The sequence below is a fragment of the Pacificispira spongiicola genome, from assembly GCF_012926505.1.
Lineage (GTDB): Bacteria > Pseudomonadota > Alphaproteobacteria > UBA8366 > Aestuariispiraceae > Pacificispira > Pacificispira spongiicola.
The window spans coordinates 203494-218239 of sequence record NZ_JABBNT010000002.1 but is presented as its reverse complement, the minus strand read 5'-3'; the positions used below and the strand labels follow the sequence as shown (position 1 = coordinate 218239).

Genomic DNA, 14746 nt, shown 5'->3' with positions numbered 1-14746 from the left:
GATTATCCCTCCAGGTGAATGTTGACGCGCCGGTTGCGGGCGCCTTTGTTTTCGATCTTGCCGACGCGCAGAAGTCCGATCTCTCCGGTATGCGCCAGATGCGTTCCGCCGCAGGGTTGCAGGTCGACCGCATCACCGATTTTTACCAGACGGACCTTGCCGGACCCGCGCGGCGGCTGGACGGACATGGTGCGGACAAGGTCGGGATTGCCGTCCAATTCCGCGTCGGTGATCCAGAATGTCTCCAGCGCATGATCTTCCGCGACAAGGCGGTTCAATTCGTTTGTCAGCGCGTCCTTGTCCAGCGTGTGGTCGCCGACATCGAAGTCCAGGCGGCTTTTCTCCTCCCCGACCTGCCCGCCGGTGACGCCGCAGGGCACAATGGAACAGAGCAGATGCATGGCGGTGTGCATCTTCATCAGCTTATAGCGCCGGTCCCAATCGATTTCGGCGGTGACGGCGGTCCCCACGGGCGGCAGCGTCTGTCCTTCCTCGGGGACATGGATAATGTCGCCCTCCGCCTGAACGGTGGTGGCGATGCGGATCTCACTGCCGTCGAAACGCAATGTGCCGGAATCGCCCGGTTGGCCGCCGCCGGTATAATAGAAAACCGTCTTGTCCAGGACGATGCCGCCGCGATCATTGACCTCCACAACCGTCGCGTCGCAGCTTTTTCGGTAGGAATCCTGTCGGAACAGTTCTTCGGTACGGTCGGTCATCGCGCTCTCCCTTAATCGGTTTCCGACAGCCTAGTCAGGGAGGCCGAAAAGGAAAGACGGCTGGTATGAAAAACCCTCTCCCGATGAGGGAGAGGGCTTGCCATCTCAATTCGAAAGGAAGGCGCTTACAGCCAATCCGGCGCGGGCAGGCCCTTGTCCTTCAGGAAGGTCGGGTTCCAGACCTTGCCCATATAACGGTGGCCCCAATCGCACAGCACCGTCACGATGGTATGGCCCGGCCCCAAATCCTTGGCGAGACGGATGGCCCCCGCGATGTTCACGCCGGTGGACAGGCCCATGCACAGGCCTTCTTCCTTCAGCAGGCGATGCACGATGGGCAGGGCTTCCGCATCCGGAATTTTATAGGCGTCGTCGAATTCCGCGCCGTCGATATTGCCGGTGATCCGGCCCTGGCCGATGCCTTCGGCGATCGACCCTTCGCTTTCCGCCTTCAATTCGCCGGTCTTGATCCAGTTATACATGGCCGCACCCATCGGGTCGGCGGCGGCGATCTTGATGTCCTTGTTCTGGCCTTTCAGATACAGGCTCATCCCCGCCAGAGTGCCGCCCGTTCCCATGGCGCAGGAAAAGCCGTCGATCTTACCGTCCAACTGGTCCCAGATTTCCGGCCCGGTCGATCGGATATGCGCGGTGCGGTTGGACAGGTTGTCCCACTGATCCGCGTAAAGCACGCCGTGCTGTTCCGTCGCCTTGCGTTCTTCGGCAATGCGTTTCGCCGTGTGGACGTAGTTGCGCGGGTCCTTGTAGGGAACGGCGACGTTTTCGACCAGTTCCGCGCCCAGCAGTTTCAGAGCGTCCTTCTTTTCCTGGCTTTGCGTTTCCGGGATGACGATCAAGGTGCGATAGCCGCGCGAATTGCCGACGCTGGCAAGACCGATCCCGGTATTGCCCGCCGTGCCTTCGACGATCAGGCCGCCCGGTTCCAGTTCGCCGCGTTCTTCCGCGTCCAGGATGATGTATTTCGCCGCGCGGTCCTTCACCGACCCGCCGGGATTGAGGAATTCGGCCTTGCCCAGGATTGTGCAGCCGGTTTCCTCCGACGCGCGTTTCAGCTTGATCAAGGGGGTGTTGCCGACGGCATCGGTGAAATCGGATCGGAAGGTCATAAGCGCATTCTTTCTGTGTGAATTAGGAGTTTCCTCCGCCATTGACCGTTAAATAGGTCACGCCCATTCCTTCCGCAAGGTTTCCCGGCAAGAAGCCAGCAGCAGCACCGCCATAGCGGTCATGGCGTTGTTGATGCGATTGTTCAAAACCATGCGGTGGGCGGTGTCGAAAGGTTCGGTGAATACCCGAATATCCTCGCCTTCTTCGTCCAGACCGTGAATACCGCCGGCCTTGCTTGCATCGCATTGACCGACGAACAGGGTGATCGATTCCGAACTGCCGCCCGGTGTCATGTAAAACCGGCCGATAGGATGCAGATTGTCAAGGATCACGCCCGCTTCCTCGACACTTTCGCGCCGCGCGACATCTTCGGGCGTCTCCCCCTCGTCGACGATCCCGGCGACGACTTCGATCATCCAGGGATCGGGATCGCCGGCCGCAAAGGCACCGGGCCGGAACTGTTCGATCAGCACGACTTCGTCCCGAACGGGGTCATAGGGGATAATGCCTGCGGCGTGACCGCGTTCAAAAATTTCGCGCGAAACGACATTCCCCATACCGCCCTGAAACTGGGAATGCCGCAGATGATATCGGTCGACCCGGAAATATCCCTGGAACGGCGTTTCCTTTTTGACGACTTCCACCTTGCGATCCTGGGTCACTTCCGTCTCCGTTAGTCGCTATCCGGCGGGAGTATAGCGATTGGAATTCGGAAGTCTCGATCAGATATCGCTTGGGAAGACGGGGGTATCCTTGGGACGGATCGCAAAGCGCTTGAAAACCGTCCAATAGCCCGGAAACCAATGGCCGCGCGTTCGCGCAATCCAGGAATCCCGATTGCGACGATAGGCCGACGGAATTTCGTACCAGGGCAGGTCGGGTTGATCGTGATGGACTAGATGGAAACAGTTGTTGAGGAACAGCAACTGCATCAACGGTCCACCTTCGATGATGGCCGTGCGGGCGTCCTGGTCCTCCGCCGGGCGGTGTTCGATATAGGATCGCACCGTCGCCAACCCCATTCCGGCGTAAATTGCCAAGGCGGCTTGCCACACGGGAATGTCGCAGACGCCGAAGGTCCAGTAACCCAGCGCAATGTCGTTGACGATCAGGATTCCCCAAGCAGGCAAATAGCGCAAATCCCCGGATGCGATGCGGCGCAGTTCCGCTAGAAAAAATCTTGGGATGGCAATGACCGGCCCGAAGATCATGCGACCGATCAGGCTGTTATTGGCCGTCAGCAGCCAGCGAATGGGGGCAGGTAAGGTCCGCCAATCGCGGTCCGTCACATAGTAGCTTTCGGGATCTTTTTCCGGATGTGTCAGGTGGTCTGTTCGGTGATGCGCGATATGACTGTCACGGTAAATCTCGTAGGGAACCCAACCGTTCAAATTAATTGCCATCAGCCAGCGATTGATCCGGGCCGATCGGGTCGGGTGACCGTGCAGGACTTCGTGGATCAGATGGGAATCGAGGCAATGCAGATAGGCGAAGATCGGTAGTACGACCCAGAAAGGTAAGGCCGTCCAGTACCACGTCACCCCGATAAACCCGGCATGCACACCGGCCCAGACCATCCATGTCGGCCATTCTGCGAAGGCAGCGCGTGTTCGTGGCGCGGAAGGGATCGGAATTTCAGTGGGGGGTAAACCGGCTAGGGACGCCATGGGAACGCTGCCTTTTCTGAGAAGTATCGGTTCCTCCTGACTACTCCTGACAGGTTTGTTTTGGAAACGTTGATCTTGTAAACAAAACGAAGCAAATGTTGACAAAAGTAATCAATCGTTAGATATGGATACGATGGTCAAGAAAGCTGAAATGCCCATTGGGCGTAGTGCGGATCGTCGGGAAACCGTTGCGGCGTTCAGATCGCGTTTGGAAAGCGCGATGGACCGTGTCGGAATCAACCAGTCCGGTCTGGCCCGTGCCATCGGCATCGATCGGTCCACACTGTCGCAATTGCTGTCGCGGTCGAACGATCGTTTGCCCCGCGCGGATACGGTCGCATCCATGGCCACGGCGCTACAGGTCAGCACGGACTGGCTGTTGGGGCTGGCGGAGGAGCCGGGGCGAGGCGCCGCCATTTTGCGGGAAACGGTTGAAATCGCCATGACCGGGTCCGCGGAAACCGACGACAGCCTGATTGAGCATTGGCACGCCGAATCCGTGGGGTACAAGGTGCGTTACGTTCCGTCGTCCATTCCGGATCTTGTGAAGACGGATGCCGTGCTTGCCTATGAATACGCGACCTATGAGGCGAAGTCGGAAGCAGAGGCAAAGACCAGCATAGAGAACCGCCTTGCCCAATCCCGTGTACCGGAGGCGGAAATGGAAATTTGTTGCTCCTGGCAAATGATGGAGTCATTCGCCAAGGGAAACGGCGTCTGGTGCGAACTTCCGGTCAAGGCACGCTTGGATCAATTGGATTACATGGCGGCCTTGCTCAGTGAACTTTATCCGCGTGTCCGGCTCTATTTGTTCGACGGGCGGCGCATGTTTTCCGTGCCGTATACGGTTTTCGGTCCGAAACGCGCGGCCGTCTTTCTGGGGCAGATGTATTTCGTCTTCAACACGCGCGAACATATCCGCACCCTGTCCGATCACTTTGATGGGTTGATCCGGGCCGCGAAGGTTCAAGCCCATGAAATGCCCGGATATATCCTGAGCTTGAGAAAGAGCGTTGGGATAAATTAATTCTAGTTATCAGAGTTCCGCACTATGTTGATCGGCGGGGCGCGATGCTTGTTGGAACGCGGTTTAGGCCCTGTTCCCGAATAGGGTGACGATGACGGAACAAATAAGAAGGTGGACCACCGGTTCGGGGTGGGAGTATCTGGCATTTCCGACAGACAGCGTGCGGACACCCTTTCCCGTCTTTGATCCGTTACTCGCAATTTGGAACAGCAAAAGAGACGGCGAGAAACTACCGGCATGGCGCGATTTCGAAATGCGCGATTTCGTCGGTTGGCATGCCCATCTCGTCCTGTTTGAAGTTCGGCACGATCCGTTCGACCTTTATTTCAGGTTATGTGGAACCGCAGCGTCTGAAACCTACGGGGCCAACCTGACGGGGACGACCTTGCGCGACATGAGTTACAAAATCGAAAACAAGACGGACCTTCTGTATTTTCGCGCCCTGGTGGACGAGCGTCTTATCGGTGTCAGCACCGGACCGGAATACTGGCACAACCGCGAGCATATAAAGTTGTGCTATCTGGATCTGCCCTTGTCGAAGGACGGCAATCACGTCACGCATTTTCTTACCTGCGTGGTTAAGGGACAGCCGGTCTGGGAGTTGAAACCATGACCGCGCCGCCGCCGGGTGTTTAATCCGGGACACGGCACCGGCATAGACACCCTAAGGGCCCGTCCAATCGTCGTTTGCCGCCGTGAACTACAATGTCGGCGGTCTATCCACAGCCTTATCCCGAAGAATTTTAGATGTTCGCGACCGTTCCCGGTGACAGGGGGCGGGACTCGCATAGACTCCGGGTTATGTCCGATACAGTCGCCTTCGTTCACCTTCGTGTCCATTCCGCCTATTCGTTGGCGGAAGGGGCGATCCGCGTCAAAGATCTGGTGAAGACCTGCGCCGGGCAGCATATGCCGGCCTGCGCGATCACCGATACGAACAACCTGTTCGGCGCGTTGGAATTCGCGCAATCGGCCTCCGGCGCCGGGGTGCAGCCCGTAACCGGGGTGCAGATCAGCCTGCGCCGGGAAGAACGCGACGGACCGCAGGCGCATGGGCCGAAACCCGCGCCGGACAAGATGGTCCTGCTGGTCCAGAACGAGGCCGGATACCTGAACCTGATGAAGCTCGTCAGCCGCGCCTTCCTGAATACGGAGGCCGGGGAAACGCCGCAAATCGGCATGGCGGATCTTGCGGAATGCCACGACGGTCTGATCGCGCTGACCGGCGGGATCGACGGGCCGGTCGGGCGCTTGCTGGTCGACGGTCAGAATGCGGCGGCGGAGGCTTGCCTGAAGCATCTGAAAGACATCTTCTCCAATCGCCTTTATGTCGAAATCCAGCGGCATTTTCTGGTGGATGAGGAAAAGATCGAACCCATCCTGATCGACTTCGCCTATGAACTCGATATTCCGCTGGTGGCGACCAACGACTGCTATTTCCCGGAAGAAAAGATGTATGAGGCGCATGACGCGCTGCTCTGCATCGCCCAGGGGACGGTGCTGACCGATCCGAACCGGCGGAAGCTGACGCCGCATCACCGCTTCAAGACGGCGGGGGAGATGCGCGAACTCTTCGCCGACCTGCCGGAGGCGGTGGACAACACTGTCGTGATCGCGCAGCGCTGCGCCTATATGCCGGAAAAGATCAAACCGCTGCTGCCGGATTACACCAAGCGCGGCGACCGCACGTCGGAAGAGGCGCTTAAAGACCTTGCCGAAGCCGGGCTGCGAGAGCGTCTTGAGAACGAGGTCTATACCGACGACATGGACGCGGCGACGCGGGAGGAAGTCGCCAAGCCTTACTGGGACCGTCTGGCTTATGAACTGGGTATCATCGGGCAGATGGGCTTTCCCGGTTATTTCCTGATCGTTGCGGACTTCATTCAATGGACGAAGGGCCACGATATCCCGGTGGGGCCGGGGCGTGGGTCCGGCGCGGGGTCCGTCGTTGCCTGGGCGCTGACGATCACCGACTTGGACCCGCTGAAATATGCGCTGCTGTTCGAACGCTTCCTGAACCCGGAACGCGTATCGATGCCCGACTTCGATATCGACTTCTGCCAGGACCGCCGGGACGAGGTGATCCGCTATGTCCAGAAGGAATACGGCTTCGACAAGGTCGCGCAGATCATCACCTTCGGTAAGTTGCAGGCCCGCGCCGTGCTGCGCGACGTCGGACGTGTGCTGCAAATGCCCTATGGCCAGGTCGACCGCATCTGCAAACTTGTGCCGAACAACCCGGCCAACCCGGTGACGCTGGCGCAGGCGATCGAGGGCGAACCGCTCCTCCAGCAGCAGATTTACGAGGACGAGGCCGTTTCGCGCCTCGTCACCATGGCGAAGGCGCTGGAAGGGCTGTACCGCCATGCCTCCACCCATGCGGCGGGGGTCGTGATCGGCGATCGACCGTTGGATCAGCTCGTCGCGCTGTACCGCGATCCGCGTTCCGACATGCCGGTGACGCAGTTCAACATGAAATTCGTGGAACAGGCCGGTCTGGTGAAGTTCGACTTCCTGGGCCTCAAGACGCTGACCGTGATCGACAAGGCACGCCGTCTGATCGACCTGCGCGACGACCGGGACGCGCCGCTGGATATCGCCAAAATCCCGCTCGACGATCCGAAAAGCTACGACATGCTCTGCCGCGGGATTTCGACCGGCGTGTTCCAGTTGGAAAGTTCCGGCATGCGCGACGTGCTGAAGAATCTGAAGCCTGACCGGCTGGAGGATTTGATCGCCGTCGTGGCCCTGTATCGACCGGGGCCGATGGAAAACATCCCAACCTATATCAAGCGCAAGCATGGGGAAGAGGAACCGATCTATCCCCATCCGAAGCTGGAACCGGTTCTGAAGGAAACCTTCGGCATCCCGATTTATCAGGAACAGGTCATGCAGATGGCCCAAGTCCTGGCGGGCTATACGCTGGGCGGTGCGGACCTGTTGCGCCGCGCGATGGGGAAGAAGATCCAGGCGGAAATGGACGAACAGCGCGCCATTTTCGTTGCCGGGGCCAAGGAACATTCCGACGTCGACGCGAAACAGGCGAACCAGATCTTCGATATGATCAACGCCTTCGCAGGCTATGGCTTCAACAAGTCGCACGCCGCCGCCTATGCGCTGGTCGCGTATCAGACCGCGTGGCTGAAGGCCAATTACCCGGTGGAATTCATGGCCGCGTCCATGACGCTCGACATGCACAATACCGACAAGCTGAACGTCTTCCGTGAGGAAATCGCGCGGCTGAAGATCGGGTTGCTGCCGCCGGATGTGAACAAATCGGACGTCGCCTTTTCGGTGGAAAAGGATGAAAACGGCGACCGCTGCGTTCGCTATGCCCTGGCGGCGTTGAAGAATGTCGGGTCGGGCGCGATGGAAAGTGTCATTGCCGCGCGGAATGAGGGCGGCCCGTTCAAGGATGTCTTCGACTTTGCGGAGCGGGTGGACAGCAAGGCGCTGAACAAGCGGCTGGTCGAAAACCTGACCAAGGCCGGGGCCTTCGATTCCCTGGAACCGAACCGCCGACGCCTGTTCGAAAGCCTGGAAAACGTCCTGGGCCATGGATCGGCGACGCAGGCGGATCGGACCAGCGCCCAGGCGGGCCTGTTCGGCGGCGATCTGTCGACCCAGAACCGCCCGAAGCTGCAGAACGTCCCGGAATGGGGACCGACGGAAAAGCTGTCGAACGAATTCGACGCCATCGGTTTCTACATGTCCGCTCACCCGTTGGAAGCCTATGAGGCGTCCTGCGCCAAACTGGGGGTCAGTAAGTGGAGCGACGTCCAATCCGGCCGTGTCGCCCTGTCCAAGGGCGTGAAACTGGCCGGGATCGTTGGCGGTCGTCGGCTGATGACCACCTCGCGTGGGTCGAAAATGGCCTTTGTCGCCATGTCCGACGCAACCGGCAATTTCGAAGTCACGCTGTTTTCCGAAGTCCTCGCCGGGGCACGGGAACTCTTGGATTCCGGCCAGCCGCTTCTGATGGTCGTGAACGTCGACAAGAAAGGCGAGGGGCCGGACGCCGAACTCCGCCTGACCGCGAATTCGGTAAAGTCCTTGGACGAGGAAGCCGCCCAGGCCGCGAAAGGCATGCGCATCATCGTCAACGGCGACAGCGACATCCCCAAACTGCGCGCGATCTTCGAAGGTCATGCCAAACCGGGACGGGGCCGCATCGAATTGCGCGCGCTGGACACCGACCAGGGCGACGTCGATTTCGCCCTCGACAAGGGCTACCAAGTCACCGCCGCCTTCCGCCAAGCCGTGAAGGCCATCCCCGGCATCGTGGACGTGCAGGACCTTTAGGGATTTTCCGACACGACGTCGATGACCAACAGCAACCGGGTTTCGCCGGCTCCTTCGATCGGCGGCGACCGGTGGACAATTCCGGTTTGTTCGTCCTTTGCGAACAGCAGGCCGCGAAACAGCCCGACAGAGCCGGTGGGCAGCGACGTTACGGTGCGCGGGGCGTCGCCGTCATCGGACACGCCGTATTCGGTGCCGCGTCCGCGATAGGTGCATAACAGACGCGCCGGAACGGTGTCGGCATGGAACAAGGTGCAGGCATTGTCCTGTACCACATCCAGACGCAGGCGAACTAAATCGACAGACAGGACACGGGCGAAAATTGCGGCCAGGGCGGCGATATCCCCGGTCAGCATCGACCTGTTGGGAGACGGGGCCAGTCCCACCTGGTCACACAGGACGGTAACGGCGTCTTCGGCGCGGTCGGGCGTCAGGGTGACGCGTCCCTGCGGCAGGCGGTCGGGTGCGACGGCGTCAATCCAATCCTGAAACGTCGGCTGCGGTTTCCGCCGCCAAATGGTGACGGCGCGACCGGGCAACCAAATATCGTTTAGGATGTCCGGTGATGTCGCTTCCGCCACAAGATTCGCAGGAGAGTCCTGAGCCGGTTCCGTCTTTGGGATGCGTAACGCTGCGTCGGCCACTATGCGGCCTCCGGTTGACGTTTCCAGACGGGGAACGGGTCGGCCAGAAAGGCCCAATCTTCCGGTGTGAATTCGGTGTCGCTGCCGACAAGGGCCTCGTCCAAAGCGGCGGTGATGGCGGTCTTGTCCATACCGGACCCGATGAAAACCAGTTCCTGGCGCCGGTCGCCGAACGGGTCCTGCCAATGCCGGGCCAGATAGGCCACGGCGTCGGGATTGTCCGGACGTTGCGCGTGCGGAACGGTCGCCCACCAATTGCCCAACGGCTTGATGCTGCTGATCGCGCCGGAAAGGGAGTATTCCGCAACCCAATCCGGGCGTGTGGCGATCCACATATGCCCTTTTGCCCGAATGACGCCGGGCAGGTCGCCGTTCAGGATTTTATCGACCTTCAACGGGTGGAAGGGACGGCGCGCCCGATAGACGAAGGAGGAAACGCCGTACTCCTCGGTCTCCGGCGTATGATCCGCGAAACCGTATAATTCCTTGGCCCAGAGCGGATGCTTGTGCGCTTCTTCGAAATCGAAAAGGCCGGTATCGAATATTTGGTCCCCCGGCACGGCGCTGTAGTCGGTTTCGATGATCCGCGCATCGGGGTTCAGGGCCGTCACGATCTTGCGGGCGGCATCCAGCTTTTCCGGGCCGGCGTCCGACACCTTGTTCAGGACGACGACATCTGAAAATTCGATTTGGTCGACCAACAGATCGACGAGGGTGCGGTCGTCCGCCTCGCCCAGACTCTCGCCCCGGTCCGATAGGAAGTCGTGACTGGCATAGTCGTTCAGCAGGTTTGCCGTGTCGACGACGGTCACCATCGTGTCCAGGCGCGAGACCTGAGACAGGCTGTTTCCGTCTTCATCTTCGAATTCGAATGTCGCGGCGACGGGCAGGGGTTCGGATATGCCCGTGGATTCGATCAGCAGATAGTCGAACCGGCCTTCATCCGCCAGCCGACGAACCTCCGCCAGCAGGTCGTCGCGCAGGGTGCAACAGATGCAGCCATTGGTCATTTCCACCAGTTTCTCGTCCGTGCGGGAAAGGTCGGCGCCACCGTCGCGGATCAGGTCCGCGTCGATGTTGACCTCGCTCATATCGTTGACGATGACCGCGACACGCCGACCGTCGCGATTGTTGAGAACGTGGTTGAGGAGCGTCGTCTTACCGGAGCCCAGGAAGCCGGACAGAACGGTAACGGGCAATCGGGTGTCGGGCGCGGACATTTTCTTACTCTTCCGTATAGTCATCAGAAATGTTATATCATAACATATTAGGAGAAACATAAATCTCAAGCCAAATTTCGTCTATCGAAGCCTTGAATGTTTGAAGACGGATTTCGCGACCCCTACGGGACACAAGAACCTGACACCCGGTCCATGGGGGAGTGGCGTAAGGGAAAAAGGAGATATCGTGGCGAGGCGCATCGAAAATAAACAATATATCAATGGCTTGATTCCTATTCCTGATTCTTTTGTTGTTTCGGCTCACCCCATTTGACATTGATAATCACTTTCAATAAATGTGCTACTGCGTGTAATTCGCAATACTGACCCGTTCAAAATGTCAGGACGGAGCGCACATCAGGGGATATCCATGCATCAGACCAAAATCTCGCTTTTTGCGGGGGCCGTACTCGCGGCGACCGCCTTCGCGCCATTCGGCCCGACCTATGCAGAACAAACGGAAATTACCGACATTGTCGGCCGGAAAGTCACTGTTGATCTGCCGGTAGAGAGGATGATCCTGGGCGAAGGGCGACAGATTTATTTGTTGGCGGTTCTGGAGCGGGACGATCCTTTCAAGCGTGTCGTTGGCTGGCGGGAGGATTTTTCTCAGGCGGATCCGGATTCCTATGCCCGTTACGCTGCGAAGTTCCCTGAATTAAAAGAAATTCCGACCTTCGGCGGGTTCAAGGACGGCACTTTCGATGTCGAGCAGGCGGCCGCGTTGAAACCGGATGTCGTGTTGATGAATATCGAGGCGCAGACCGCGACCGAAGATTCCGGCTATGACGATAAACTGGCCGCCCTCGGCATCCCGATTGTCTATATCGATTTTCGCGAAGATCCGCTTGCCCATACGATCCCGTCGGTCCGTTTGATGGGGCAGTTGATCGGCAAGCAGGACGAGGCCGAGTCCTTCGTCGCGTTTTCCGACGCGCAGATGGCGAAGGTCGAGGACGTGATCGCGAAAGCGGCTCCGAACCGTCCGAAAGTGTTCATCGACCGGGCAGGCGGTTATTCCGAGGATTGTTGCATGAGCTTCGGGCCGGGCAATTTCGGTGACTATGTCGAGATTGCGGGCGGCACCAACATCGCCGACGGCATTATCCCCAATACCTTCGGTCGGCTAAATCCGGAGCAGATTATCGCGTCCAGCCCGGATCACGTCATCGTCACCGGCGGTAATTGGGACGCCTATGTACCCGGCGGCGGCTGGGTCGGCATGGGGCCCGGGTCGGATATGGAAGCTGCGCGGACAAAGCTCGAAGCCTTGACGCACCGCACGGCGATGACCGGAATCGCCGCCCAGAAATCGCGGAATTTCCATGCGATATGGCATCAGTTCTACAACAGCCCTTACTACTTCGTTGCGGTTCAACGGATTGCGAAATGGCTGCATCCGGCGCTGTTTGCCGACCTTGATCCGGAGGCGACGCTTATCGAACTGCATGACCGGTTCCTGCCGGTTGCCTACGAGCCGGGCTATTGGATCTCATTGAATGACGAGTAAACCGATGTCGTCGGTGCCCGGCAATATGGCAGAGGGGCGCGGTTTTTACCGCGCCCTTGTCTTTCGCCGCCAGGCCATCCTGGTCGGCATTGTTGCCGCGCTGTTCTTAAGCACCTGTGCCGATTTGGCGCTCGGCCCGGCGCGATACAGTCTGGGAGAGGTGTTTGCCGCCTTGTTTACGCCGGACGCCGTCGATGTTCAGGCGCGCGTGATTTTGTGGGAAATCCGGATGCCGGTCGCGCTGATGGCGCTCACCGTGGGGGCAAGCCTCGCTGTCGCGGGTGCGCAAATGCAAACAATCCTCAGCAATCCCTTGGCGAGCCCGTTCACGCTCGGCATTTCCGCCGGGGCCAGTTTCGGCGCGGCGCTGGCGCTTGCTTTCGGTGTCGTATTGGTCCCCGCCGCCGTCGACTATGTGATCCCGATCAATGCTTTCGTCATGGCCATGCTGACCTCTTTCCTGATCCATACGTTAAGCATGCGGCGCGGTGTGACGATCGAGACGATTGTCCTGCTGGGGATTGCCATGGTCTTCGTATTCAATTCGTTGATGGCGTTGATCCAATTTTTCGCGGATCAGCAGGCTGTTTCCGCCGTCGTGTTTTGGACCATGGGCAGTTTGACCAAGGCGACATGGACAAAGCTTTGGATTTCGACCGGTGTCTTGGCCTTGGTATTGCCTCTGTTGGCCCGACATGGCTGGGCCCTGACGGCAATGCGGCTGGGCGATGCGAAAGCCGAAAGCATGGGGGTGAACCCGAAGGCCCTGCGGTTGGAGGTGCTGGTGCTCGTGTCCGTCCTGGCGGCGATCGCCGTATGCTTCGTGGGAACGATCGGCTTCATAGGTCTTGTCGGTCCGCATGTCGCGCGGATTCTGGTCGGCGAGGATCAGCGGTTTTTCCTGCCGGGAGCGGCGCTGTGCGGTGCGCTTCTGCTGTCTGTCGGCTCCGTCCTGTCGAAAATGATCCTGCCGGGCACGATCATCCCGATCGGCATCGTCACCTCGCTGGTCGGCATTCCGTTCTTTCTATACCTGATCCTGAATAAGAAGAGTTCGACATGGTAGGCTTGCAGTTGGATCGGTTGACCGCGCGATATGGATCCGAAGAAATTCTTAGAGAGGTGACGACGCCCAGATTTCCGGGTGGGCAAGTCGTGGGGTTGCTGGGGCCGAACGCCGCCGGCAAATCGACCTTGTTCCGTCGAATTTTCGGGTTGCTGAAAGGCGGGGGTGCGGTCTGCGTGGATGGTGCCGAGAGCAGCCGCCCGATCGTCTATATGCCACAGGATACTGGGGCGAATGCCGCCCTAACGGTGTATGAGTCCGTCCTTCTTGCGCGTATGCAGGGGCGGCGGCTGAAGGTTTCCGACGAAGATCTCGACCGGGTCGACGCCACTCTGGCGGAGCTCGGTATTTCGGAAATCGCCAAACGGGAATTGGGCAATCTCAGCGGCGGCCAAAGACAGATGGTCGGCGCTGCCCAGGCACTTGTCCAACAACCGGAAATCCTGCTGCTGGACGAGCCGACGGCGGCACTCGACCTCAATCGTCAGATCGGCTTCCTCGCTTTATTGAAACGCATTGCGCGCGACCGCGGCATGCTGATCTTGGTCGCGCTGCATGACCTGGGACATGCGCTCCGCTTCACGGACCAGGCCATGCTTTTGCAGTCGGGTCGGCTTGTCGATTGCGGTCCGACTGCCTCGGTGATCACATCCGACACGCTTTGGCGCGTCTATGGTGTAAAGGCGCGTATCGAGCCGTGTTCTCGTGGCGTGCCGCAACTGATTGTGGAGATGCCGGATTGACCCCGGATCGCGTCCCGATCCGACGGTCGCGTTAGAAACCCGTATTCGAAAAAGACTAAGTCGGTAAGAGACCGCTGCCTTCCAGCCCATCCAGCACGAACTGAACGGCGAGCGCCGCCAGGATCACACCGAAGACGCGGGAGATGACATGGACGCCGGTGCGACCCAGATATTTCTGGAGCTGTGACGTCAACAACATGCAGATCAACGTAACCGCCATCACGCCGATAAGGGCTAGGATGACGAGGGCCTGTTCCACCGGATGGCCTTCTGCGTGGGTCATGGCAAGGACCAGGGCCCCCATGACACCCGGTCCGGCGATCAGCGGCGTCGCCAGCGGGAAAACGGAAATATCCTGACTGGCCGTGGCTTCCTTGTTTTCCTCGTCCGTGATGGATGTGCCGCCGGAATGGCGCGCGAAGACGAGGTCGATGGCGATCAGGAACAGCAGCAGACCGCCCGCGATGCGGAAGGCGGGCAGGGTGATGCCGAATAGATTCAGGACCAATTCCCCGCCGAAGGCGAAGGGGATCAGGATCGCGGTCGCGACCAGGGTTCCCTTGACCGCCATCCGCATCCGCTGACGCGGCGTCTGATCCGCGGTCAGGGAGGCGAAGATAATCGCCACGTCGAAAGGGCCGACGGTGGCGAACAGGGTCGCAAAGGCCACCAACGCCGTTTCAAGCATAAAAATTCCCCCAAATGCGACCTAAATCGAAA

Annotated in this window: 13 protein-coding genes; 6 read left to right on the top strand and 7 right to left on the bottom strand. The window is 59.4% G+C overall.

Going from position 1 to position 14746, the window contains the following annotated elements:
* Nucleotides 1-2: 2 nt before the first annotated feature.
* The 4 genes from HH303_RS06260 to HH303_RS06245 form a co-directional block, all read right to left on the bottom strand.
* A complete protein-coding gene (locus HH303_RS06260) occupies nucleotides 3-719 on the bottom strand; it encodes an alanyl-tRNA editing protein (RefSeq protein ID WP_169624379.1) in 717 nt (238 codons plus the stop codon).
* Between the two features lie 125 nt (nucleotides 720-844).
* Nucleotides 845-1846: a cysteine synthase A gene (locus HH303_RS06255; RefSeq protein WP_169624378.1), complete on the bottom strand. Its 1002-nt coding sequence runs from the start codon at nucleotides 1844-1846 to the stop codon at nucleotides 845-847.
* Nucleotides 1847-1903: 57 nt separating this feature from the next.
* Nucleotides 1904-2509 carry an NUDIX domain-containing protein gene (locus HH303_RS06250; RefSeq protein WP_169624377.1) on the bottom strand — a complete coding sequence of 202 codons (606 nt, stop codon included), beginning with the start codon at nucleotides 2507-2509 and terminating at the stop codon, nucleotides 1904-1906.
* A gap of 60 nt (nucleotides 2510-2569) precedes the next feature.
* Nucleotides 2570-3424 (bottom strand): fatty acid desaturase, encoded by an 855-nt coding sequence (locus HH303_RS06245; protein ID WP_169624376.1) that lies wholly within the window; start codon nucleotides 3422-3424, stop codon nucleotides 2570-2572.
* Between the two features lie 223 nt (nucleotides 3425-3647).
* Here HH303_RS06245 and HH303_RS06240 point away from each other — a divergent pair, with 223 nt between their 5' ends.
* From HH303_RS06240 to dnaE, 3 genes are all read left to right on the top strand, one after another.
* Entirely contained in the window at nucleotides 3648-4541 is an 894-nt protein-coding gene (locus tag HH303_RS06240; protein WP_169624375.1) for a helix-turn-helix domain-containing protein, read from the top strand.
* Between the two features lie 91 nt (nucleotides 4542-4632).
* A complete protein-coding gene (locus HH303_RS06235) occupies nucleotides 4633-5154 on the top strand; it encodes a PAS domain-containing protein (RefSeq protein ID WP_227421651.1) in 522 nt (173 codons plus the stop codon).
* 188 nt (nucleotides 5155-5342) lie between these two features.
* Entirely contained in the window at nucleotides 5343-8843 is a 3501-nt protein-coding gene (dnaE, locus tag HH303_RS06230) for a DNA polymerase III subunit alpha (RefSeq protein WP_169624373.1), read from the top strand.
* On the opposite strand, the gene HH303_RS06225 is transcribed toward dnaE, so the two are convergent.
* Together HH303_RS06225 and HH303_RS06220 are read right to left on the bottom strand one after the other, a co-directional pair.
* Nucleotides 8840-9487, bottom strand: coding sequence for a DUF1826 domain-containing protein (locus tag HH303_RS06225; RefSeq protein WP_319637326.1), 648 nt, complete (start codon nucleotides 9485-9487; stop codon nucleotides 8840-8842). The genes dnaE and HH303_RS06225 overlap by 4 nt on opposite strands.
* Nucleotides 9487-10707 (bottom strand): GTP-binding protein, encoded by a 1221-nt coding sequence (locus tag HH303_RS06220; protein ID WP_169624372.1) that lies wholly within the window; start codon nucleotides 10705-10707, stop codon nucleotides 9487-9489. Before HH303_RS06220 ends, HH303_RS06225 begins: the two co-directional genes overlap by 1 nt.
* A 370-nt stretch (nucleotides 10708-11077) precedes the next feature.
* Between HH303_RS06220 and HH303_RS06215 the strand changes: the two genes are divergently transcribed.
* Genes HH303_RS06215 through HH303_RS06205 form a run of 3 tightly spaced genes read left to right on the top strand, consistent with a single transcriptional unit; the run spans nucleotide 11078 to nucleotide 14026 of the window.
* The gene (locus HH303_RS06215; RefSeq protein ID WP_169624371.1) at nucleotides 11078-12217 is read left to right on the top strand and encodes an ABC transporter substrate-binding protein; all 1140 of its coding nucleotides are present in this window, start codon (nucleotides 11078-11080) and stop codon (nucleotides 12215-12217) included.
* Entirely contained in the window at nucleotides 12207-13283 is a 1077-nt protein-coding gene (locus tag HH303_RS06210; protein WP_227421603.1) for a FecCD family ABC transporter permease, read from the top strand. Before HH303_RS06215 ends, HH303_RS06210 begins: the two co-directional genes overlap by 11 nt.
* Nucleotides 13277-14026 (top strand): ABC transporter ATP-binding protein, encoded by a 750-nt coding sequence (locus tag HH303_RS06205; RefSeq protein ID WP_169624370.1) that lies wholly within the window; start codon nucleotides 13277-13279, stop codon nucleotides 14024-14026. The genes HH303_RS06210 and HH303_RS06205 overlap by 7 nt, the downstream gene beginning before the upstream one ends.
* A gap of 55 nt (nucleotides 14027-14081) precedes the next feature.
* Here HH303_RS06205 and HH303_RS06200 read toward each other — a convergent pair whose 3' ends face one another.
* Nucleotides 14082-14714 (bottom strand): MarC family protein, encoded by a 633-nt coding sequence (locus HH303_RS06200; protein ID WP_169624369.1) that lies wholly within the window; start codon nucleotides 14712-14714, stop codon nucleotides 14082-14084.
* Nucleotides 14715-14746: the final 32 nt, after the last annotated feature.